Origin of the sequence: Cryptosporangium aurantiacum (assembly GCF_900143005.1) — a bacterium.
Lineage (GTDB): Bacteria > Actinomycetota > Actinomycetes > Mycobacteriales > Cryptosporangiaceae > Cryptosporangium > Cryptosporangium aurantiacum.
The window spans coordinates 16,393-38,017 of sequence record NZ_FRCS01000028.1; the positions used below are offsets into that span (position 1 = coordinate 16,393).

Sequence of the window (21,625 nt, forward strand, 5' to 3'; positions counted from 1 at the left end):
CACCAACGGGCGGCCGCACCGCTCACCGCCCGGTGTCGGAGACCACCTGTTCCAGCGCGCTCTGGACGGCCACCACGATCGCGTCCCGGAACACCGCGAACACCGCCGCGACCAGGCCCGCCGTCATGACCGTCACCATCACCCAGCCGGGAACGTCACCGGCGTCACCGCGAGGCCGCGCCACCCGGCTGAGCAAGAAGCAAATCGGCACCATGGGACGCCCCTCCGTGCGCTCGACATGGAATCCCAGGCCCCACAACGAGCGTAGAGACGCCCCCGGCCCCGGCGGGCACATCCGGCAAAACTGTGGATAACCGCAGGTTCGCCCAACGTGACATCCGGCCACACGAACACCCGCCCGGTACGTAACCGGGCGGGCGGTGGCGCGTTGGCTACTGCAGTTCCGACGGCCGCGCGACGCCGTTCTCGTCCAGGATCGCGCGCAGGGCGTCGGCGAGCCGGTCCGGCGGGATCTCGTCGTCCGGGCTCATCGGGCGGTCGGAGTGGCGGAAGCTGCGCTCCCATCCGTGGCGCCCGTCCGCGAACACCAGGACGCCGTCCTCGTCACCTTCCACCTGGGTAGCCCAGTAGCGGTCTTCCTGCTGACCGGTGAGCTGGCGCATGAACGACCCGAGCTTGCGGGACGTCCCCGGGCTTCCCGCCTCGCCCATCGCGGCGAGAAACGCGTCGACCAGGCGCGCCCGCTCGGCACGCTCCGCCTCGAAGCCGGGCTCGGCCTCGGCGAACCCGTGCTCTTCCTTCCGGACGTCGACCATGAAACCGGCCTCCTTCTCGTCGTCCCTGGTCTCCTGCCCGGACAGCCCGCGCCGAAACCTGGCGGCGGCTGCTCACACGACGGGCTCCACCCCGTGCCGCCAATCAGGCACAAGACGGATACACCGCAAAACGGCTAGAGCTAACGAACGGCGAGAGCCAGCATCAGGCCGATCGCACCGGCGCCGAGTCCGGCCAGCAGGCTCGCCAGCACGTTGGCCAGCGCCAGGAAGTGGGAGCCGCGGTCCGCCAGCCGCCAGGTCTCGTAGCTGAACGTCGAATACGTCGTCAGGGCTCCGCAGAACCCGGTACCGAGCAGGGCGGTCACCGCCGTGGACGCCGGCAGGCCCGCGAGGAAACCCAGCAGCGCCGACCCGACCATGTTGACGATGAACGTGCCCCACGGGAACTCGGAGTCGTGACGGGCCTGCACGGCCCGGTCGGTGAGGTAACGCAGCGGCGCGCCGACGGCGGCGCCGAGCGCGACCAGGAGAACCGTCACGGGCGCGCGGTGCGCCGGAGGGCGACGACCCGCGAGGTGGCCGTCACCCCGATCCACACCGCGACCAGCGCACCGACCACGGTCGCGAGGAAGTACGCGAACGCGGTGCCGACCGCACCAGCGGTAGCCGCGTGCCCGACGTCGACGACGTAGGTGGAGAACGTGGTGAATCCGCCGAGCACTCCGACGCCAAGGAACGGACGCAGCAGCCGCTGATTCGGGTACACCTCGGTGACCAGCACCATCAGGACGCCGATCAGCAGGCACCCCGAGACGTTCGTGATCAGCGTGGCCCACGCGAACTCGTCCGAGCGGTGCGGCCAGGCGGTGGCCAGCCCGTACCGGGCGAGCGCGCCGAGGACTCCCCCCGCCGAGACAGCGGCGAGAACCGGCCAGAGGCTCTTCTCCCCACCCACACCTGCACCGTAGCTGCCGCCGTCGATCACCTGCTCAGCAGGCTGATCGCCACCAGGCCCGGGTAGAGCGCGAACAGCACGGTGACCGGGAGGACGCCGAACACCACCGGCACCATCATCGCGATCTCCCGGCGGCCGCCGGACTCCAGCAGGGACCGCTTGCCGGCCTCCCGGGCGTCCGCTGCCTGGGCCCGGAGCACCTCGGCGAGCGGGGTGCCGCGGTCGAGCGCGACCACCAGGCCGTCCACGAACCGGACCAGCGGCTCCCAGGCGGAGCGAGCGGCCAACCCGTCGAGCGCGGTGACCAGGCCGACGCCCGACCGGCTCTCGTCGAGCACGCGGGTCAGCTCGCGGCCCAGCTCCCCGCCGCTGACCTGGGCGACCCGACGCAGCGCCGCGGCCGGCGCCTCGCCCGCGGTGACCGCCAGCGCGAGCAGCTCGGCGATCACCGGCAGCTCGGCCCGCAGCGCTTCGGTTCGGCGGCGGATCCGTACCGCGAGCCACCGGTCCCGGCCGAGGACGCCTGCCAGCGCGCCGACCAGCGCGAGCACCAGGGCGCCCGGCAGCCCGCCGAACGCTCCGCCCAGCGCGGCACCGACGACCGAACCGACGCCCGCCCAGCGCACCTGATCGGCGCGGAACGCGGGCACCGAGTCGTCCAGGCCCGCCGCCACCAGCCGCCGCTGGAGCGACGCGCCACCGCCGAGCACCCGGTCCAGCCGCTCCGCAAGCACCTCCACCACCGCCCGCCCCGCCGCCGCCCAGCCCGCATCCCGCCGGTTAGCCGCCGACCAGCCCGCATCGCGGCGGCCGACCGCCGACCGACCCGCCGCCGAGCCGCCCGGATCCGAGCGGCCACCCGGCCCGGCCGGGTCCCGGCGACCTGCCGGCGACGCCGCGCTCGTCACCACGGCTCGACTCACTTCGGCGCGGCCGAGGTAGGGCGCCAGCCGGTCGTCCAGCCGCGGACGCCGTGCCGGCGGCCCGCCCCACGTCACCAGCGCCAGTCCGAGCGCGAACACCAGCCCGAGCAGCCCGCCGACGCCGCTCACGTCAGCACCCGCCGCTCGGTCGGCAACCGCCCGATCCGGAGCATCAGCCGATAGGCGACCAGCGTCGTCGCGCCTCCGAGCGCCAGCAGCAGCCGCCCGGAGAACGTGTCGAACACCCGCAACGACGTGGACTGCATCGCCAGCAGGAGCAGCACCAGCCAGGGAGCGGCCACCGCGAGCCGCGCCGCGTTGACCGTCCAGCCCTGCCGCGCCTCCAACTCGGCCCGGATCCGCGCGTCCTCCCGCAGGAAACCGGACAGCGCCCGGAGCAGGTGCCCCAGGTCGGTGCCCCCGACCTCACGGGCGACCCGGAGCGCCTCGCAGATCCGGTCGGCCACCGGGTCGGACAGCTCCGACTTCAGGCGGTCGAGGCAGACCAGGAAGTTCCCGGTCGCCCGGTAGTCGGCCGCGAACCGGGCGAACGCCGGCCGCAGCGGCGCCGGGCCGCGCTCGGCGATCGCACCGACGGCCTCCGGCAACGACATCCCGGCCCGGATCGCGGAGGCCAGGTTGTCGACGACGTCGGGCCACGCGTCCCGGAGCTCGCGGGCGCGCGTCGTCCGCAGACGCCGCACCAGCGCACTCGGCGCCAGGAACCCGAACACGGCAAAACACACCCCCACCGAGCTGCTGCCGACGACCGTGTACGTCACGCCCAGCGCCACCAGCGCCGCACCCACCTGCGCGCCGAGCAACTGCGCCGGGCGGACGCCAGGTAGTCCGGCGGCGTTCAGCAGCGCCACCCGGCCGGGCGGACGGTAAGACCAGCGACGATGCCCGCGCGCAGAGCGTCCGCGAAGCAGAAGTAGTAAGCCGCAGCCGAACGCGAACCCCAGGACCGCACCCATGTCAGACCGCCATCAGGGCGGGCAGGTCGACGCCGACGCGGCTGTACCGGTCGCCGTGCGGCGGGAAACCGTCGGCGCGGACCAACTCTCCGCCGGACGTCGCGAAGATCGCTGCGGTTTCGACGCTGCCGTGTCCGCCGACCGCGACCACTTCCCGTACGCGGCGGTGCCCCGCCGCGGTGAGCTCCAGGTGGACGACGAGGTCGACGCAGGTCGCCACAGTCGGGACGACGAACGAGGGGTGCACGTTCGTACCGGCCAGCAGCGGCAGCGTGCACAGCTTCGTCACCGCCTGCCGAGCCGAGTTCGCGTGGACCGAGCACAGTCCGGGCAGGCCGGCGTTGAGCGCGATCAGCAGGTCGAGGGCTTCGGCCTGGCGGACCTCGCCGACGATCAGGCGGTCCGGACGCATCCGCAGCGCCTCGGTGACCAGGCGGCGCAGCGGGATCTCGCCGGTGCCCTCCAGGTTCGGCTGGCGGGTCTGCAGCGGGACCCAGTCGGGGTGGTGGCGCAGCTGGAGTTCGAACACTTCCTCGCAGCTGATCACCCGCTCGGTGGTCGGGATCGCGCCCGCGAGGCAGTTCAGCAGCGTGGTCTTGCCGGACTGGGTGCCGCCGCTGACGATCACGTTCAGACCGGCGACGACCGAGGCTTCGAGGAACCGAGCGGAGTGCGGTGTCAGCGTTCCGAGCGGTACCAGCTCGGACAGGGAGTGCGCGCGGGCGACGAACTTGCGGATGTTCACCGCCCAGTGCTCCCGGGTCACGTCCGGGATGACCACGTGAAGGCGCGAACCGTCCGGGAGCATCGCGTCGACGAACGGCGTGGACAGGTCGACGCGGCGGCCGGTGCGCTCCAGCGCCCGCAGGACCAGTTCCTCGACCTGGCCCGGCGCGAGGATCGTGGTGGTCAGCTCCGACCGTCCGCTGCGGGCCACGAAGACCCGGCCCGGACCGTTGACCCAGATCTCCTCGACCGTCGGATCGTCGAGGAAGCGTTGCAGCGGCCCGAATCCCGCGACCGCGTCGAGCACCACCCGCCGGACGTCGCGCGGGTCCGCCAGCGCCTCGGCGGCTCCGGCAGCCACCCGATCGGCCTGCGCGGCCAGCACCTCATCGATCAGCCCGCCGACGGCGGCCGGGTCCCCCATCGGGTCGACCCCGCGACGGCGCACCAGTTCACGTACTTCCCGGTCGATCTCGTCGGCGCTGGACACCCCACCTCCCGGCTCCCGCTCCTACCTCGACGGTAGCGAGCAGAACACCGGGAGTGACGGGGTTGTGGATAACTCCCGCGGGGCCGGTCGAAAGAATTCAGTCGATCGGGCTGCCGATCTCCGGGTCGTCCGCGCCGGGCGACACCATCGGCGGCATCGTCTCGTCCGGCGGCGTCATCGACTCGCCGGGCGTGGGCAGGTCGGGAAGCGTCGTGGGCGGCGTGCCCTGCGGGTCGCCCGGGATCGCGTCGTCCGGGCGGCTGGGCGTCGCGCTCGGCGTGCGGGTCGTGCTCGGCTTCGGCGTCGGCTTCGCCGACTCCACCACCGGCTTGGGGTCGGCCTCGTTGTTCGACGAGTCGAGGACGCCGGACCAGGCCACACCGGCGCCGACCGCCACCACCGCGACGAGACAGGCGACGATCAGGCTGACGATCAGCGGCCAGCGGCGCTTCTTCTCCTGCCGCGGCGGGATCGTGCCGGGAGGGAACGCCCAGCGCGGCGGGGACAGCGTGTCGTCGAACGACGGCGGCGGGCCGCCAGGAGCACCCCCGCCAGGAGCACCCCCGCCGGGACCGCCCGGACCGCCCGGACCGCCCGGACCGCCCGGACCGCCCGGGCCGCCCGGGCCGCCAGGCCCGCCGGGACCGGACGCTGCCGGGAAGATCGCGGTGGGCGGAGTCGTGGGCTGCGGAGTGGTGGGCTGCGGCGTGAAGTCGAGGTTCGCCGGCGGATTCTCGTGGCCCGAGGGGCCCGGGGAACCCGAAGGGCCGGAGCCACCCGCGCTCGCCACGATCGCGCCTGCGCCCACCCCGACCGGCACCGGCGCGGCGATCGTCAGCGTAGGGCTGGGGTGGCGGGCCGAGCGTGCGGTGAGCTCGTCGGGCGACGAGGAGGCGGCCAGCACACCCGGACGCGGCGTTGCGGGGAGCACCGAGGTGACCCGCTCGTCCGGCTCGACGGCGCCGTCCACCGACTCGACGACCGCCACCACCTGGAAGTGCGGTGTTCCCTCTGGCGCTGGTGTCGCGGCGGGGAGGCCGGCGAGCACCGGGGCCGCCGCGCGCAGGTCGGCGGCGAGCGACTCCGCGGCCGGGCGGCGCATCGGGTCACGGTGCAGGCAGGAGGTCAGCACACGACGGACGGCGTCCGGCACCGCGTCGGTCCAGATCGGGCGGGCCTTGACGTGCCGCTGCATCACTTCGGCGGACGAACCGCCGCGGTACGGCGTCGTGCCGGTGAGCAGTTCGTAGAGCAGGATGCCCAGCCCGTAGACGTCGCTGGCCGGGATCGAGGCGTGTCCCTGGACGACCTCGGGCGCGATGTACTCCGGAGTGCCGTAGCTCATCCGCGCCGGGCCGTGCACCAGCCGGGACACGCCGAAGTCGGCCAGCCGCACCGGACCGCCGTCGGCCGGGACCAGCACGTTCGCGGGTTTCACGTCCGCATGGACGACCCCGGCCGCGTGCGCGGCGGCCAGCGCGTCCGCGATCGTGGCCGCCATCAGCACCGCGGACGTCGGCGCGAGCGCACCGGCGATCGCGAGCGTGTGCCGGAGGTCGGCGCCGTCGACCAGGTCCATCACCAGGCTGATCTGGTCACCCTCGACGACCAGGTCACGCATCCGGACGACGGCCGGGTGGTCGATCGAGGTCAGGACCCGCCGCTCGCGGAGGAACCGGTCGACGACGTCAGCGTCGCTGGCTAACTCGGCCCGGATCTGCTTCGCGGCGACTTCCTCGCCGGTCTTGACGACGCGAGCGCGCCACACCGACCCGGTCGCGCCGCCGGAGATCTTCTCCACCAGCTCGTATCGGCTGCCAAGAGGCGTGGTCACGGCGGTCATCCCTTCGGTACGGGACGCTGGTCAGGGCGTCCGTTTACCGAGTATGCAAACCGGCCGCACTACCGGTCTCCCGGATTCGTGCCACATCCCTGCCGACAGTCAGCCACCCGACATGTGCGGGTACCGATGATCGGTCGGCGGGGCGAACGTCTCCTTGATCGTGCGCGGGGACACCCAGCGCAGCAGGTTCAGGATCGACCCCGCTTTGTCATTGGTACCAGACGCCCGCGCGCCACCGAACGGCTGCTGGCCCACCACCGCTCCGGTCGGCTTGTCGTTGAGGTAGAAGTTCCCGGCCGCGAACCGCAGCCGTTCGGTGGCGCGGACCAGCGCGGCGCGATCCCGCCCGAACACCGCGCCGGTCAGCGCGTACGGCGCGCTGTCAGCGGCCAGGTCCAGCACAGCGTCGAAACCGGCGTCGTCGTAAACGTGGACGCCGAGCAGCGGGCCGAAGTACTCGGTCCGGAACAGCTCGTGGGTCGGGTCGGTCCCGACCACCACCGTCGGCCGGACGAACCACCCGACGCTGTCGTCGGTGCCGCCACCCGCCAGGATCGAACACGACGGGTCGGCTTCGAGCTTCGCAAGCACGTCCCGCAGCCGATCGAACGCGCGTCGGTCGATCACCGCGCCGCCGAAGTGCCGGAAGTCGCGGACGTCGCCGTACTCCAGCTCCTCGACCGTCGTCGCCAGCCGGTCGCGGAGACCGCCCTCCCAGAGCGACCGCGGCAGGTAGGCCCGGGACGCCGCCGAGCACTTCTGCCCCTGGTACTCGAACGCACCCCGGACCAGCGCGGTGTGCAACGCGTCCGGATCGGCAGAGGGATGGGCGACGACGAAGTCCTTGCCGCCGGTCTCGCCCACCAGCCGCGGATACCCGGCGTAGCGGTCGAGGTTCCGCCCCACGCCCTCCCAGAGGTACCGGAACGTCCGGGTCGAGCCGGTGAAGTGGATCCCGGCCAGGTTCCGATCGCTCAACGCGACCTCGGAGACCGCGGCGCCGTCGCCGGTCACCAGGTTGATCACGCCCGGCGGCACACCCGCCTCCTCCAGCACCCGCATGAAGAAGTGCGCCGAGAGCTGCTGGGTCGGTGACGGCTTCCAGAGGACGGTGTTGCCCATCAGCGCTGGTGCGGTCGGCAGGTTGCCCGCGATCGCGGTGAAGTTGAACGGCGTGATCGCGAGGACGAACCCTTCCAGCGGACGATGGTCGAAGCGATTCCACGCGCCGCCGCCCGAGTTCGGCTGCTCGGCCAGGATCCGCTCGCCGAAGTGCACGTTGAACCGGAGGAAGTCGATCAGCTCACAGGCGGAGTCGATCTCCGCCTGGGCGACGGTCTTCGACTGACCGAGCATCGTCGCCGCGTTCAGAACGTCTCGCCATTTGCCCGCCACGAGGTCGGCCGCCCGGAGAAAAATCGCAGCCCGATCGGCGTACGACATCGCCTGCCAGGCCGGTGCCGCCTGGGCCGCAGCGGCGATCGCGTCCGTGACATCCGTGCGCGTAGCCTGCCGCAAGGTCCCGAGGAGGTGGGCATGGGCGTGCGGCTGAATCACCGGCACTTCGTCGCCACCACCCCAGCGGGCCTCGCCGCCGATCGTCTGGGTGAGGTCTTCGCGCTGGTCAGCGAGCTGATCCAGGGCCGACTGCAAGCTTCGACGCTCGGCACTTCCGGGGGCGTAGGTCCGGACCGGCTCGTTCACCGGCTCGGGTACCCGGGTGACACCGTCCATCTACGGTCACCTCCGGCTCGTCCAGTGGCGCAAACTCCACTGTATCGGGCTGTTTCCTCACAGTGCCGCTCGTATCCAGCGGCTTTGGGGATCAACCCTCGGTGGGGCAGACTGCCGGGTGCCCGCTCGTGCTACCTAAGATGCGCCTGAAGACCGTGTCCGCTCCTGCTCAGAAAGGAGTCGACGTGGAGTCCGGCCCCGCGCCCGCCCACCCGCTCACCGAACCCGGTCGAACTACCGTCCAGTTACTCGTCGCATCCTCGGCGGTGCTCGCGCTCGTGCAGCTCGTCGCCGCTACGTCAGTCGACGTCTACAACGGCGAGAGAGCAGGTTGGTGGGTCGCGATCCAGGGCGCGACCGTCGCGTTCGCCGCGGCTTTCGCCGGCGCGGCCGCCAGCGCGAACGGAGCCTGGTGGCGCCGCACCCAGCAGAAGGCCGGCAGCACCACGCCCGGCAGCCTCGGCACCGGTGTCGCCGCGGCCAGCGTCGCCGGTGCGGTGTTCTCGATGCTGTGCTGGGCGTCCACGTCCCTCGGCAGTGCGACGTACCCGATGGTCGTCGCGGTGTTCGTCGCCGCGCTGCTCGGTGGGGTGTTCGGTGGCGTCCGGGCGGGTGGCGCCGTGCTCGGCGGGCTCGTCGCGACGTTCGCCGCAACGCTCGTGAACCTCTCCGCGCAGGCGCTGATCGCGCTGTTCTCGCTCGCGCCGGACAACGACCCGGAGCGCGGGACGCCGCTCGTGGTCAGCGCGATCGACTGGGGCATCTCGTCCGCGGTCGGTGCGGTGATCGGCGTGTGGTGGCTGTCGCGGCGGCGCCAGCGCACCTGGTGGTCGCACTGGATGATCGTCGGGCTCTTCCCGCTCGCGCTGGTGGTCATCGGTGACCTCGCCGAGCTGCTCGCCTGGCTGATGGTCGACGACCCGGCCAAGGGCGACGCGCTGGCCCAGGCCGCGCCGGGGCACGGCGTCCAGCTGTTGGTGATGGGCGTGGTCGGTGGTTTGACCGCGTATATTGCCGGTCGGTCCCTGCGGGCCCACCCGGAGTGGCTGGCCCGCACTTCCAAAAGCACTGCGGGGGACGCCGTCCCGGCGGCCACCGCGGGCAATCCGGCCACGATCCCCGCGCCCCGCCCGGCCCCGGCTCCCACCCCGCCGCCCCAGCCCGCGTCCGAGGGCGCGGGGTCGGAGACCGCGACCGTGCCGCTGCCCACCGTCCCCCGTGACGTCGATCCGGCCGACCGGCCGACGGTGCCGATCCCGACCCAGCCCGCTCCCCCGACCCCGCCGGACGCGCCCCGGGCGAGCGCCGACACGCCACCGGCGCCGCCGGCCCGCAGCAGCAACGGCGTGATCCGCACCAACCTGACCGCGCTGATCCCGACCCAGAGCCAGCGGCAGGACACCCCCACCCAGAACTGAGAAGCGGATCGGTCCAGCTATAACAGGACCGATCCGCGTTTCATTCGCCGCCGAACAGCGTTCAGCGGGCGGGGAACGCCTCCAACAGAGCCGGCAGTTCCTGTACCGCGTACCACTCCAGCTCGTGGTCATCGGTGCCGTCGACCGTGAACTGGGCGTCCTCGTCGCCGAGGTCCGCGGCCATGATCACCTTCACGGCCGCGGCCACGTCCGGCTCCGCCTCGGCACCGTCGACGTGGACGGAGGCGAGCCGGTCGAGCGGGATCACCGCCGTGCTCCGCACCACCGCACGGTCGAGGTCCGGGTGCAGCGTCACCTCACGGTCGGGCACGTCCGCCGACAGCACCACGCGACGCCGCGGCGCCAGCGGATCGGCGTCCAGCAGACGCAACGCCGCCCGCGCGGCTTGCGTGAAGGCCGCGTATTCGAGAACCTCTTCGTCGTCGTCCAGGTACCACTCCCGCAGCGCGGGGGTCACCGCGAACGCCGTGAGCGGCGCCGGCCCCAGCTCCTTGTCGGCCTCGACCTGGTGGAGCATCGCCAACGTCGCCGGCAGGTAGATCCGCATCCCACTCCCTCCGGTCCGGCCTGGTGCCGTGACCGCACAAAGTGTCCTCTACGCGCCCGGCGATCGCGCGTGCGGCGGCAGCTCAGCTTCGGAAGTGTGTGGTCAGCGCCTGCAGCTGCTGGGCCATCCGGGTCAGGTCGGCCACCGCGACCTGCGACTGCGAGATCCCCTCGGTGGTGATCTGGGTCGCAGTCGCCAGCCCGGCGATGTTCGCCGCGATGCCACCGGCGCCGTCAGCGGCCGCCGACACGCTCCGGTTCATCTCGCTGGTGGTCGCGGTCTGCTCCTCCACCGCGCCGGCGATCGTCGATTGGAAGTCGTTGATCTGCGTGATCACCGCGCTGATCTCACCGATCGCCTGAATCGCGGCCTCGGTGTCGGCCTGGATCGCGCCGACCCGGGTGCCGATGTCCTCGGTGGCCCGCGCGGTCTCCTGCGCGAGTTCCTTCACCTCGTTGGCGACGACCGCGAACCCCTTGCCTGACTCGCCTGCCCGGGCCGCTTCGATCGTCGCGTTGAGCGCCAGCAGGTTGGTCTGCTCGGCGATGCTCGTGATGACCTTGACCACCGACGCGATCTCGGTCGAGGACTGGCCCAGCTTGCCGATCTGCGCGGTGGTCGTCTGCGCGACGCCGACGGCCTGGCTCGCCACCCGCGCCGCCTCGGTTGCGTTGTGGGCGATCTCTCGGATCGACAGCCCCATCTCCTCGGTGCCGCGCGCCACGGTCTGGACGTTGTCCGACACCTGCGCCGCTGCCTCGGCGGCACCCTGGGCCTGGCCCGACGCGTCCCGCGCCGACGCCTCGATCGTGCTGGAGGTCGACGACATCTGCTCGGCCGCGGCGGCCACCTGGAACGCCGAGTCGGACACCGACGCGATGACGTTGCGGACCTCGGTCTGCGCTTCGTCCAGCGCCCGTGCCATCTGGCCGACCTCGTCGTTGGACGCGACCTTCGCCCGCACCGTGAGGTCACCGGCCGCCATCGCCCGGAGCGCCCGCCGGACGCTCTGCAGCGGCTTGGTGATCGACAGGACGACGAACCGAGCCAGCAGGCAGAGCAGCAGCGCGGTCACCGCTGCCGTCGTCCAGAGCACGTAGTTCGCCTGCCGTCGGCTGCTCGCGGCGGCGTCCTCCTCCGCGCTGATCGTCCGCGCGAACAGCGTCCGCTCGTTCTGCAGGACCGCGCTGGTCAGGTAGTTGTCGACCGCGATCTGGGCCCAGGAGGTCTTGGCGCCCGCCGGGTCGACCGCCGCGCCCTTGACGAACCGCGTCACGACGGCCGTGTAGTCGGTGTACGCCGTCTTGATCCGCGCCACCGCACTCGCCAACGACTTCGGGAGTTCGACGCCTTCCAGCCGGGCGAGCAGATCGTCCGCCGCGGTGACCTGATCGGCGAGGATCGACTGCTGCGTCGCGGGATCGCTCCGGACGACGCTCTGCAGTGCGCTGCTCTTGAGCTCGGTCGCCTGGCGATCGAGCTGCAGTACCAGCGCGCTGGCCTCGTTGATGTCCTGCAGCCGCGTCGAGGTGTTCTCCGCTGTCCGGTTGCTCACGCTGGTGACGACCAGACACGTGGCGAGCGCGACGAGGCTCGCTCCGACCAGGACGCCCAGCTTGATCCGGACCGGGAGGTCGAAGAACCGGCCGAACACCGACCGGCGCGCCGGCGCGCTCTCCGGAGCGGCTGCGCTCATGAGGTGCTCCTTCAGGCCGCCAGTTGGTCAGCGGTGTAGTAGCCGCCGTCGACGAGAATCCGTTGGTAGTTCGACTTGTCGACATTCACCGGCTGGAGGAGGAACGTCGGGACGGTCTTGACGCCGTTGTTGTACTGCTTGGTGTCGTTCACCTCGGGGGTCCCGCCGGTGAGCAGCGAGTTCGTCATCTGGACGGCGACCTTCGCCAGCTCGCGGGTGTCCTTGTAGACGGTCTGGTCCTGCTGGCCGTTGACGATCAGCTTCACCGAGTCGAGTTCGGCGTCCTGGCCGGTGAGCACGGGAAGGTTCGAGCCGGAGTAACCCGCGGCCTTCACCGCCTCGAGGATGCCGCGGCTGATGCCGTCGTACGGCGAGAGCACCGCCTGGAGCCGGGCGGACCCGTAGTAGGCGGCGAGAATCCGGGTCATGCGCTGCTTCGCCACGGCGGCGTCCCAGCGCTGGGTCGCGACCTGGGCGAACGCGGTCTGCCCGCTGCGGACGACGAGCCGGCCGCTGCTGATGTACGGACGCAGCACGCTCATCGCGCCGTTGAAGAAGAACGTCGCGTTGTTGTCGTCCGCCGAGCCCGCGAACAGCTCGATGTTGAACGGCCCGCGTCCGCTCTTGAGCCCGAGCGCGGTGACCAGATACGTGCCCTGGAGGACGCCGACGCGGTAGTTGTCGAACGTCGCGTAGTAGTCGATGTTCTCGGTGTCGCGGATCAACCGGTCGTAGGAGATGACCGGAATGTCGGCGTCGGCGGCCTTGGCGAGCACGTCTTTGAGTGCGGTGCCGTTGATCGCGCCGATGACCAGCGCCTTGTCACCGCGCTCGACCATCGCGTCGATCTGCTCGATTTGTTTGTCGACGTCGTCGTCGGCGTATTGCAGGTCGGTGCGGTAGCCCAGCAGCGTGAACTGGCGCACCATGTTCTCGCCGTCGCCGACCCACCGCTCCGATTCCTTGGTCGGCATGGCCAGGCCGATCATGCCCCGGTCCGGGGCGCTGATCGAGTCGGCCGCCGAGTCGGAACAGCCGGCGACGACGAGCAGCGCGGCGACGAGCAGCGGCACGGCCCGATGAGGCAACAACGCCATACGGCACGGATCGGCCGCCGTTCGACGCACCTGAGTGCTTCGGAGAGTTCTACCCCGCGATGTCGTACGGCACGGCACGCAGGCGACGCGGCGCCGACTCCGGACGGAGCGCTGCCCACGACGTCCGCAGCGAGGTTTCCAGCACGGTCGACCGTCGCCGACCGTCCATCAAATTGGAACCGAGGACCGACAGGTCCTCCGGGCCGGGACCGAGCAGCGTGACCCGCGTGCCGGAGGCACGCAGCTGCTCCGCCTCCCGGAGCAGCTGCCGGGTGAGCACCCGGCGGACCCGCCGCTCCAGCCGCCCGGCGAACGTCGTGGGGGCGTCGTAGGCGAACGAGGCCATCGGCGTCAGGACGTAGACCTCGTCGAGGTCGCAGCCGGCCAGCAGGTCGACCGACGCGGTGGAGCAGGTGCCGCCGTCGACGTACCGGCGGCCGCCGATCTCGATCGGGGCGAACCAGCCGGGCACAGCGCAGGACGCGCTGACCGCGTCCGCGAGCGAGGCGTTCGGCGCGCCGTCGCGGCCGAACACGACCCGCTGACCGGTCTGGTAATCCATCGCCACGACCCACGGCTGCGGCCGCTCCGGCCACTCGTCGCACGGCAGCACCGAGCCGATCAGGCGCCGGACCCCGGTGTGGGCCGCGCGGCCGCGCGGCACCAGCCCGGACAGCGCCACGATCGGCGACATCGACAGCGGACGCCGCGCCGCCTGCCAGAGCAGCCCCGGCGAGCCCAGCGCGAACGCGGGCAGCGGGGGTCTCGGCCCGGCGCCGTCGATGTCCTCGTCGTAGTCGACCACCGGGTCGCCGTGAGCGGCCGCCCCCTGGTGGTGCCGGACGATCGACTCCACCGGCATCCCGCAGGCCAGTAACGACGCCAGTATCGATCCCGCTGACGTCCCGACCAGCGCGTCCACCGATCGGCAGTCGAAGCCCTCGGCGCGCTCCAGCGCCGCTAACGCCCCGGTGGCCCAGGCGAACCCGAGTACTCCGCCGGCGCCGATCACCAAGCCACGTCGCGTCATACCTTCGCCTCCGTCAGCTCGTCGATGGACTCCGCCAGCAGGCCGGCGAGCACATCGAGGTCCGGCACCGCGTCCCAGTCGGCGTTCAGGCCGTAGTAGACCTGCCCGTCGTAGGACGTCACCCCGATCGCGAGCGTCTGCCCGGCCGCGAGCGGCACGAACGGATAGATCTCGCGGAGTCGGGCACCGGCCACGAACAGCGGACGCTGTGGGCCGGGAGCGTTCGTGACGACCAGGTTGAACAGCCGGCGGGACAGGCCGGAGGCCGCCCGTGCCGCCATCGCGTTCAGGGTCGCCGGTGCGAAGCCGGAGAGCCGGACCAGAGCGTCCGCGCCGACCCGGCGACCGGGCTCGGCGTGTGCCCGCATCGCGTACGCGATCTGGGTCAGGCGGACGGTGGGGTTCTGCTCGCCGATCGGCAGATCGACCAGTGAGGTGGCGACGCTCGCCCCGACCTCGCCGCCGAACGCGGCCGGTGGGCCGCCGCGGACGCTGGTCGGGACCAGGGCTCGGAGGACACTGTCGGGACGGACCGGTGTTCCGCGGTACTGCAGCCACTGCCGCAGGGCACCGGCGACCGTCGCCAGCACGACGTCGTTGACCGTGACGTTCGGGCGGGACCGCAGCGTGCGGTAGTGCGCGAGGTCGGTCTTGGCGTCGGCGAAGCGGCGCTGCCGGCCCGGTTCGGCGTTGAGCGGGCTGGCCGGTGCCGGGCGGGCAGCCGTCAGCAGGCGGCCCGCACCGAGGACCCCGGTTTTGACGGCGCTGACCGCGTGCGTCGGGTGGCGGACGAAATCGACCGCGGAGTGCAGCACGAGCTCGGCGGGCCCCGGCTCCGGCGCCGGACGCCACACCGGGGTCACGCCGTCAGCCGTCGCGGGGCTGTCGTCGAGCAGGACGTGCAGCAGGTCGACGCCGCTGACGCCGTCCACCAGCGCCGGGTGTGACTTCGTGATCACCGCGACGCGGCCGTCGGCGAGCCCTTCGACGAGGTACAGCTCCCAGAGCGGACGTGACCGGTCGAGCGGCACGGAGATCAACCGGCCGACCAGCGTTCGCAGCTGGGCATCGGTGCCCGGGGTCGGTAATCCGGTGCGCCGAACGTGATAGGCAAGGTCAAATCGGGTGTCGTCCACCCACACCGGCTGCCCGAGACCCGCGGGCAGCGAGCGGACGCGCTGCCGGAACCGCGGCACGAGCGCGATCCGCTGCTCGACCCGGCGCCGGAGCGCGGCGACGTCCAGGCCCTGTGCGGACGGTTCGAGGAGCGCGAGGCCGCCGACGTGCATGGGTGTGGTCGGGGTCTCGGCGGAGAGGAACGAGACGTCCATCGGGTGAAGGCGATCGGGCACCGCTCCCACCTCCTCGGACGTCGCGCTGGCACCCCGGTGTGACACCGCTGACACTCTCATCGTGACATGGGTTACTCCCCAGTACCCACAATCAGGTGATCAGCTCCTGTCCTGCACCGATCCGGAACAAAAGGCAAGTGCCAATTCGGCAAGAGCCCGGCGTAGCTGCGATTTCTCGGCTACTTCGGCCAGTGTGCGGCCCTCCGCAAGCGCCCGGTCGACGGCCGGACGGTCGTAGGGCAGCGTGCGGGCGCCGTCGACCCCGGCGAATCGCTGCAGCGCCGTCGTGACCTCACGGGCCGGATCGCCCACGATCGGTCCGCGGCGGAGCCGGTTGACGACGACCTGGGGCTCGAGGATCGGTGCGACCTCCCGGAGCGACGCCAGGCCACGGATCAGCCGCTGCAGACCGACCGGGTCCGCGGTTCCGACCGCCAGCACGGTGTCGGCGGCCTCCAGCGCCGCGAGCGTGGCGCCGTTGCGGCGCGGAGCCGCGGTGTCATAGACCAGTTCCTCGTCCTGCTCGAGGCTGAAGCCGCAGTCCACGACCGTGAGCGTGGTCAGCGCCCTGGCCTGCCGGAGCAGCTCGGTCATCGCGTCCGGGCCGATCTCCGGCCAGCGCTCGGCGCGGCTGATGCCGGTGAGGACGCGAAGATGTGGAGTGACGGTCCGGGCGAGCGTTGCCAGCGTGCGAGCGTCGAGGCGGCCGGTGTCGGCCAGCCGGGCGGCTGACGCCAGCCCGGACGCCTCGTCGAGCAGGCCGAGGTGCTGCGCGACCACCCCGCCGTAGGTGTCCGCGTCCACCAGCAATGTGGGGACGCCGAGCCGCGCGGCTTCGTCAGCGAGGCCGACCGCGATCGTGGTGCGTCCGGGGGCGCCGGTCGGGCCCCAGACCGCGAGCACTTGCGGGTTGGGGTCTTTGCGGTCGCGGGTGGACACGATGTCCGAGGTGGGCCGGATAGCCGGCACCGTCCCGGGCTCGGGCCGCGCCCCGGGGCCGGGGCGCGCGGCGGGCTCGGGCCGCGCCCCGGGATTGGGGCGCGCCGCGGGGGCTGGGCGTACCGCAGGATCGGGCCGTGGGGCGGGGTTGGGGCGCGCCGGGGGCGCGGATCGGCCGGCGAGGCCGGGGCTGGGGCCACCGACGGCCCGGGCACCGCCGGGGCCCGAACCGGCTGGCGGCCGAGCACCACCGCCCGCACCGGCACCACCGCCCGGGCCGAGACGGGGTGGCGGGTGAACACCGCTGTCCGGGCCGGAGCCGGTCGGCGGGTGAACACCTCCGCCCGGATCGGCGCCCGGGTGAGGTCCAGCTGATGGGCGGGCACCGTGTGGGGCGGTGCTGCCGGGCCGGTGGGAGCTGGGGTCCGGGCGCCGAGGATCGTTGTCTTCGGGGGTGGCGCGGCCGGTCAGGCGGGGGCGGGCGGGCGGCGGGGTGCCGTGGCCAGGGGCCCGCACCGGCCACGGCTGGGGCGGTGGTTCCGGAGCGCGGCCCGGCGGAGTGCGGTGGTGCGCCAACGCTGCGGCGGCGGCCCGCAACGCCTCGGCCACTGCAGCCGGTGTGGCGCCCGTGGGCAGGACGTGCGCGATGCCCAGCGTGCGCAGCCGATCGCGCGCGGCTCCGTCGTCCGGATCAACGAGCCCCACGATCGCAACACCGCTCGCCGAGAGCCTGGTCAGCAGCGGCCGATCGAGATGGACCAGGTCAGCGGGCACTACCGCAGCCACCGCAACACCAGTGGCAGCCACCGCGAGCAGGTCCGCGGCCCCGGTGCAGCGGCGGACGACCGTGATACCCGAGCTGCCGCTCCCCCACGCGGCGACAAGCGCGGCCTCCCAGTCGTCGCCGTCGGTCACCACGGTCAGCACCGGCAGCGTCATCGATCCGCTCCCCACCGGCCCAGCGAAGCAGCCCGCTCCACTTCGCCCCCGCCACGCCCAGCGCCATCACCACCGTCGCTCCGGGCGCCCTCATCGCCCCCGCCACTTTCGTCACTGCCGCCGGTGCCGGCGCCCTCGTCGGTCGGGGCGGGCGGGGTGGCCGGCAGGCCTGTGCCGTCGGCACCGGCGGACGGCGCCCCATCCGACGGCGGTTCGCCGGACGGGGCTGCGTCGGACGGCAATCCGCCCGACGGCGCCCCCGCGGACGGCACCCCGCCCGACGGTGCGCCGGCGGACGGCACGCCGGCGGAGGGTGCGCCGGCGGACGGTGGGGCGCCGCATCCGTCGCCTGCGGCCCTCCCGGTCACCACGACGACGTCGATATCGGCCGTGCGCACCGCCCGCACCACATCGGCCGTGAGCTCGTCAGCCACCCGCACCACCAGCGCCGATCCCCCGCCGACCGCGGACCCGCGCACCGTGCTCTGCACGGTCACCGCCGCGAGCACCCGGGTCGTCTCCCCGCCGCGCGGCGTCGCGAACACGTCGACCCGGGCGCCGCGCCGTACCGTCGCCGGGACGTGCTGCGTGCTCACCGGGATGCTCACCTCGCTGCCGCAGACCCGGTCGATCAGCGCGGCACGCGGCAACAATTCTCCGGCCCCGACGTCCCGGGCCAACCGACGCCCGACCGGCTCCGGCCCATTCGCAGCCAAATATCGCGCGGCGTTCTCCGGTAACCGCACGCGCACGGCGACCAGGTCGTTCGACACCAACACCGTGCCGACGCCCAGATCACGCGCCACCGCCCAGACCTGCACGGTCCGGTCAGCCACCGCGAACAGCCGCGCGCCCGCCACCACCGAGCCCACCACCAAGACAACGCCGAGGACAACCCGCAGGTCGAGCCAGGAAGGGAGCCGCCGCCGACGAGCCGGCGGTGAGACCGGAGCGGACATCCGATTCCCTTCGGCCAGGCGCCACTAGCGCCGGAGGACGAGGATGGCAGGAACGGGCGACGCTGAACCTGGGTCGACGGCGAGAAACAATCGCCGTCGGCGTTTATCCGCGCTAATCGAGGCCACTAGATCTGCTCACATCGTCCCGTACCAGAAGCGACGCAGGTGCCAACTATCCACAGGTCCTAGTCGCTGTGGACGGGCCCAACCCGGGAGAGACATGGATGGCAAACTCAGGAGCGGGGTAGCGGGAGGTGACATGACGACCGAGCGGTTTCTCCAGCTCGCCGATGTCGCAGAAATCCTGAACATCTCGTCCTCGCAGACATACGCGCTGGTCAGGTCCGGCGACCTCCCTGCCATCAAGATCGGCGGGCGGGGTCAGTGGCGGGTGGAACGGGCCGAACTGGAGCGGTACATCGAGCGGATGTACAAGGAGACGCGCGATTTCGTCCGCTCGCACCCCTTCACGTACACCGACAACACGGAGGAAGAACTCAGCTGAACGGGTCATCGGGCGTGGACTGCCAGGAGAGCATCGAGCGGGATGCTGCGCACGGCGCGGACGGCGCCGACCCGACGCGCGTCCCCCGGTACGTGCTCCGCGAACTCCACAAAATCGCGTCCGACCCGATCGAACGTCCCGAACGCTGAGCGTCCCCCACGGAGTAACACCCTGATCGGCGCACGGTCACGCGCCAAGCGGCGCAGCGCGTAACGCAGGTCGAGCCGCGCTTCGACCGCGCCGGTCGTACCGGGCGCCGACGTGCGCCCCGGCAACCCACTCACGGCCACCACTGCGGTCAGCGGAATCAGGACGCTCCGCCCTGCGGGTCCGTCGAGCAGTATCCAATCCGGACCTACCCCGCACACGGTCCCGGTTATCCGCTCGGATTCCACCGAGACCTCGACCGGTGCTCCGAGCGCGCCACGCAGCCGGTCGACCAGGCCGATCAGCGCGAACTCACGGCGGCTGCGGTCAGCGGCCTCGGCCGACATCTCCTCCCGGCGCAGCGCCTCGAACTGCGCGTCCGCGTCGGCGAACAGCGATTCCCAGCGTCCGTCCACCGCTCCACTGTCGCCGATCACCACGCTCGGCGACCGAGATTTCCACAGTCAGCGATCAAGCCCTTGCGCCGAGCTACCTTCCAGCCGTTTCCTAATGCAAACGAAAGCAAACATAGGTAACAGCAAGGAGGGTGCCGTGAGGGTTCCCGTGGTGTGCCGTCCACCGGCGCTCGAGCCGCCCGCGGTGTCGCTCGTCCGACCCCCGACCGTGCAGGTTCGAGCGACGGTGCCGCCGGAGTTGCCGTTCGCGATCGACCGCCCACCGGAGCGTCCGCCGGAGGTGTCGTTCGGACCCCAGGCGACGCCCCGGCACGCGCTGCCCGACCCTGCGGCGCACGCTCGCGCGCTCGTCCTCGCGTTGCTCGAGGTCCTGAGCGGACGCCGTCCCGAGCGCCAATTACGGGCGCACCTCACCGAAGAGGCGTACGAGCGCCTCTCCGGTCGGCTGCATCGCGCCCGTGCCCGCGCCGCGGCCGGCACGGCAACGATCCCCGGGCCGGCCGCCCGGACGCGCATCCATATCGGCCGGACGCTGGTGTGCGAACCGGCCGACGGCGTCGCCGAGGTCACGGTGCTGGCCAAGGTCGGCACCCGCACCAGGGCCATCGCGGTGCGCTTGGAAGGACTGGACGGTCGCTGGCGCTGCCCCGTCCTCACGATCCTGTGACAGCGGTCTCACGAGCCGCCGAACCGATTGCATTTGGAAGGGCCATAGGCCTCGCAAATGCAATCCGCTTCGCCGTCATCGAGCTAGTCCGCCGCGGCGGCGGGCTCTTCGACCTCTTGGGGTTCGGTTCCGGCGTTTGGTTCCGGCCGCACCTGCACCTCGGTGATCGCTCGCCGCCGCACCGCCCGCACCTCGAACGACCAGCGATCCACGGTCACCGCGTCACCCGGCGAGCGCGGGATCCGCCCCAGCACCGCCAGGATCAGACCGGCCACGGTCGTGTAGTCACCCTCCGGCCGGTGCGGCAGCTCGATCGCGATGTCGACCAGGTCGTGCACCGGGAACGACCCCGGGAGCAGCATCGAACCGTCCTCGGCGATCTGCACCGACCGGACGTCCTTGTCGGTCTCGTCGTAGATCTCGCCAACGACCTCCTCGACGAGGTCCTCCACCGTGACGAGCCCGTCGATGTCGCCGTGCTCGTCGACGACCAGCGCCAGCTGGGTGCGCGCCGACGACAGCTCGCGCAGCGCGTCCGGAACCCGCATGCTGCCGGGCAGCGCCGGTACCTGGCGGATCCGGTCGATCAGCCGTCCCTCGTCGTCGAGCAGGTCGCGCAGGTGCACGACGCCGATGACGTCGTCCAGCGAGCCCCGCACCGCCACCGGCGCCCGGCTGTGACCGGAGTCGGCCAGCGCCCGGCGCGCCCGCGGAACGTCGTACTCGACCGGCAGGACGAACGCCTCGCGGCGCGGCACCAGGATCTCGCGCAGCACGCGGTCACCCACTTCCAGCGCGCCGACGATCATCGTCTGCTGGAGCGGTGTGAAGCCCTTGTGGGAGCTCACCATCTCGGTGACCTCCTCGCGGGTGACCTCCTCACGCTGCCGATCGGGATCACTGCCCAGCAGCCGGACGACGGCGTCGGTGGTGATGCCGAGCAGCCAGATCGCCGGGCGGCTGAGCGTCGAGAGGAGGTCGAGCGGGCGGGCGACCGCGAGTGCCCAGCCCTCGGCTCGCTGCATCGCGATGCGCTTCGGGGCGAGCTCACCGAAGACCAGCGTCACGAACGTCAGCAGGATCGTGACGATGACGATCGAGACCGGCCGCGCCGCGTTGCCGAGGAACCCGAGGGGGCCGACCAGCGGTTGCGCGAGCGATACCGCGGCCGTCGCGGAAGCGAGGAACCCGGCGAGCGTGATCCCGACCTGAATCGTGGCCATGAAGCGGTTGGAGTCCCGCGCCAGCTTGGCGAGCACCCGGCCACCGGATCCGCGGCGAGACAATCGTTGCAGCTGGCTCTCGCGGAGCGAGATCAGCGCGATCTCACTACCGGCGAAAGCGGCGTTCAGCAGGACGAGCAGAGCGACGAGTGCCAGTTGGGCACCGACGGAGTCCATGGTTCCTCTCGGGAGCCGAAAAGACCCACTCGGCAGCGGGCCGCGCCGGTGGGACCGGCGGGCCGGACGATGCGCCGCCAGCATCGGCGGCGACCGGGACCCTGCCG

At 72.2% G+C, this 21,625-nt stretch carries 21 protein-coding genes; 3 read left to right on the forward strand and 18 right to left on the reverse strand.

Annotated elements, in window-relative coordinates; all coding sequences use genetic code 11:
- Positions 1-22: 22 nt before the first annotated feature.
- The 9 genes from BUB75_RS41680 to pruA all read right to left on the reverse strand — a co-directional run bounded on the left by BUB75_RS41680 (position 23) and on the right by pruA (position 8,385).
- Positions 23-214: a hypothetical protein gene (locus BUB75_RS41680; protein ID WP_073265997.1), complete on the reverse strand. Its 192-nt coding sequence runs from the start codon at positions 212-214 to the stop codon at positions 23-25.
- 178 nt (positions 215-392) lie between these two features.
- Entirely contained in the window at positions 393-776 is a 384-nt protein-coding gene (locus BUB75_RS41685; protein ID WP_073266000.1) for a hypothetical protein, read from the reverse strand.
- A 140-nt stretch (positions 777-916) separates the two neighbouring features.
- Positions 917-1,276, reverse strand: coding sequence for a fluoride efflux transporter CrcB (crcB, locus tag BUB75_RS41690; RefSeq protein WP_073266002.1), 360 nt, complete (start codon positions 1,274-1,276; stop codon positions 917-919).
- Complete coding sequence (locus BUB75_RS41695) at positions 1,273-1,692, reverse strand: fluoride efflux transporter FluC (protein ID WP_218618097.1); 420 nt, start codon at positions 1,690-1,692, stop codon at positions 1,273-1,275. Before BUB75_RS41695 ends, crcB begins: the two co-directional genes overlap by 4 nt.
- Positions 1,693-1,718: 26 nt before the next feature.
- The gene (locus tag BUB75_RS41700; RefSeq protein ID WP_073266006.1) at positions 1,719-2,744 is read right to left on the reverse strand and encodes a type II secretion system F family protein; all 1,026 of its coding nucleotides are present in this window, start codon (positions 2,742-2,744) and stop codon (positions 1,719-1,721) included.
- The gene (locus BUB75_RS41705; protein WP_218618098.1) at positions 2,741-3,487 is read right to left on the reverse strand and encodes a type II secretion system F family protein; all 747 of its coding nucleotides are present in this window, start codon (positions 3,485-3,487) and stop codon (positions 2,741-2,743) included. The genes BUB75_RS41700 and BUB75_RS41705 overlap by 4 nt, the downstream gene beginning before the upstream one ends.
- A gap of 106 nt (positions 3,488-3,593) precedes the next feature.
- Positions 3,594-4,808, reverse strand: a complete 1,215-nt coding sequence (locus BUB75_RS41710; RefSeq protein ID WP_218618099.1) for a TadA family conjugal transfer-associated ATPase — start codon at positions 4,806-4,808, stop codon at positions 3,594-3,596.
- Between the two features lie 97 nt (positions 4,809-4,905).
- Entirely contained in the window at positions 4,906-6,642 is a 1,737-nt protein-coding gene (locus BUB75_RS48355; RefSeq protein ID WP_178380119.1) for a serine/threonine-protein kinase, read from the reverse strand.
- A gap of 108 nt (positions 6,643-6,750) precedes the next feature.
- Positions 6,751-8,385, reverse strand: a complete 1,635-nt coding sequence (gene pruA, locus BUB75_RS41720) for an L-glutamate gamma-semialdehyde dehydrogenase (RefSeq protein ID WP_073266012.1) — start codon at positions 8,383-8,385, stop codon at positions 6,751-6,753.
- 185 nt (positions 8,386-8,570) lie between these two features.
- Between pruA and BUB75_RS41725 the strand changes: the two genes are divergently transcribed.
- On the forward strand, positions 8,571-9,803 hold the full coding sequence (locus tag BUB75_RS41725) for a hypothetical protein (protein WP_073266014.1): 1,233 nt from the start codon (positions 8,571-8,573) through the stop codon (positions 9,801-9,803).
- A 61-nt stretch (positions 9,804-9,864) separates the two neighbouring features.
- Here BUB75_RS41725 and BUB75_RS41730 read toward each other — a convergent pair whose 3' ends face one another.
- The 7 genes from BUB75_RS41730 to BUB75_RS45915 all read right to left on the reverse strand — a co-directional run bounded on the left by BUB75_RS41730 (position 9,865) and on the right by BUB75_RS45915 (position 18,383).
- Positions 9,865-10,371 carry a DUF6912 family protein gene (locus BUB75_RS41730; RefSeq protein WP_073266016.1) on the reverse strand — a complete coding sequence of 169 codons (507 nt, stop codon included), beginning with the start codon at positions 10,369-10,371 and terminating at the stop codon, positions 9,865-9,867.
- Between the two features lie 82 nt (positions 10,372-10,453).
- Entirely contained in the window at positions 10,454-12,067 is a 1,614-nt protein-coding gene (locus BUB75_RS41735; RefSeq protein ID WP_073266018.1) for a methyl-accepting chemotaxis protein, read from the reverse strand.
- Positions 12,068-12,078: 11 nt separating this feature from the next.
- Complete coding sequence (chvE, locus tag BUB75_RS41740; protein ID WP_073266020.1) at positions 12,079-13,164, reverse strand: multiple monosaccharide ABC transporter substrate-binding protein; 1,086 nt, start codon at positions 13,162-13,164, stop codon at positions 12,079-12,081.
- Positions 13,165-13,213: 49 nt separating this feature from the next.
- On the reverse strand, positions 13,214-14,194 hold the full coding sequence (locus tag BUB75_RS41745) for a patatin-like phospholipase family protein (protein ID WP_084742440.1): 981 nt from the start codon (positions 14,192-14,194) through the stop codon (positions 13,214-13,216).
- Entirely contained in the window at positions 14,191-15,546 is a 1,356-nt protein-coding gene (locus BUB75_RS41750) for a WS/DGAT/MGAT family O-acyltransferase (protein WP_178380120.1), read from the reverse strand. The genes BUB75_RS41745 and BUB75_RS41750 overlap by 4 nt, the downstream gene beginning before the upstream one ends.
- A 99-nt stretch (positions 15,547-15,645) precedes the next feature.
- The gene (locus tag BUB75_RS45910) at positions 15,646-17,424 is read right to left on the reverse strand and encodes a CpaE/TadZ family protein (RefSeq protein WP_143175759.1); all 1,779 of its coding nucleotides are present in this window, start codon (positions 17,422-17,424) and stop codon (positions 15,646-15,648) included.
- Entirely contained in the window at positions 17,421-18,383 is a 963-nt protein-coding gene (locus BUB75_RS45915; RefSeq protein ID WP_143175760.1) for an SAF domain-containing protein, read from the reverse strand. The genes BUB75_RS45910 and BUB75_RS45915 overlap by 4 nt, the downstream gene beginning before the upstream one ends.
- Positions 18,384-18,642: 259 nt before the next feature.
- On the opposite strand from BUB75_RS45915, the gene BUB75_RS41765 reads away from it, so the two are divergent.
- Positions 18,643-18,888 (forward strand): helix-turn-helix domain-containing protein, encoded by a 246-nt coding sequence (locus tag BUB75_RS41765; protein ID WP_073266031.1) that lies wholly within the window; start codon positions 18,643-18,645, stop codon positions 18,886-18,888.
- Between the two features lie 5 nt (positions 18,889-18,893).
- On the opposite strand, the gene BUB75_RS41770 is transcribed toward BUB75_RS41765, so the two are convergent.
- The gene (locus tag BUB75_RS41770; protein ID WP_073266087.1) at positions 18,894-19,451 is read right to left on the reverse strand and encodes a hypothetical protein; all 558 of its coding nucleotides are present in this window, start codon (positions 19,449-19,451) and stop codon (positions 18,894-18,896) included.
- A gap of 136 nt (positions 19,452-19,587) precedes the next feature.
- Between BUB75_RS41770 and BUB75_RS41775 the strand changes: the two genes are divergently transcribed.
- Positions 19,588-20,118 (forward strand): Rv3235 family protein, encoded by a 531-nt coding sequence (locus BUB75_RS41775; protein ID WP_218618100.1) that lies wholly within the window; start codon positions 19,588-19,590, stop codon positions 20,116-20,118.
- 83 nt (positions 20,119-20,201) lie between these two features.
- On the opposite strand, the gene BUB75_RS41780 is transcribed toward BUB75_RS41775, so the two are convergent.
- Positions 20,202-21,518 carry a hemolysin family protein gene (locus BUB75_RS41780; protein WP_073266032.1) on the reverse strand — a complete coding sequence of 439 codons (1,317 nt, stop codon included), beginning with the start codon at positions 21,516-21,518 and terminating at the stop codon, positions 20,202-20,204.
- Between the last annotated feature and the right edge of the window lie 107 nt (positions 21,519-21,625).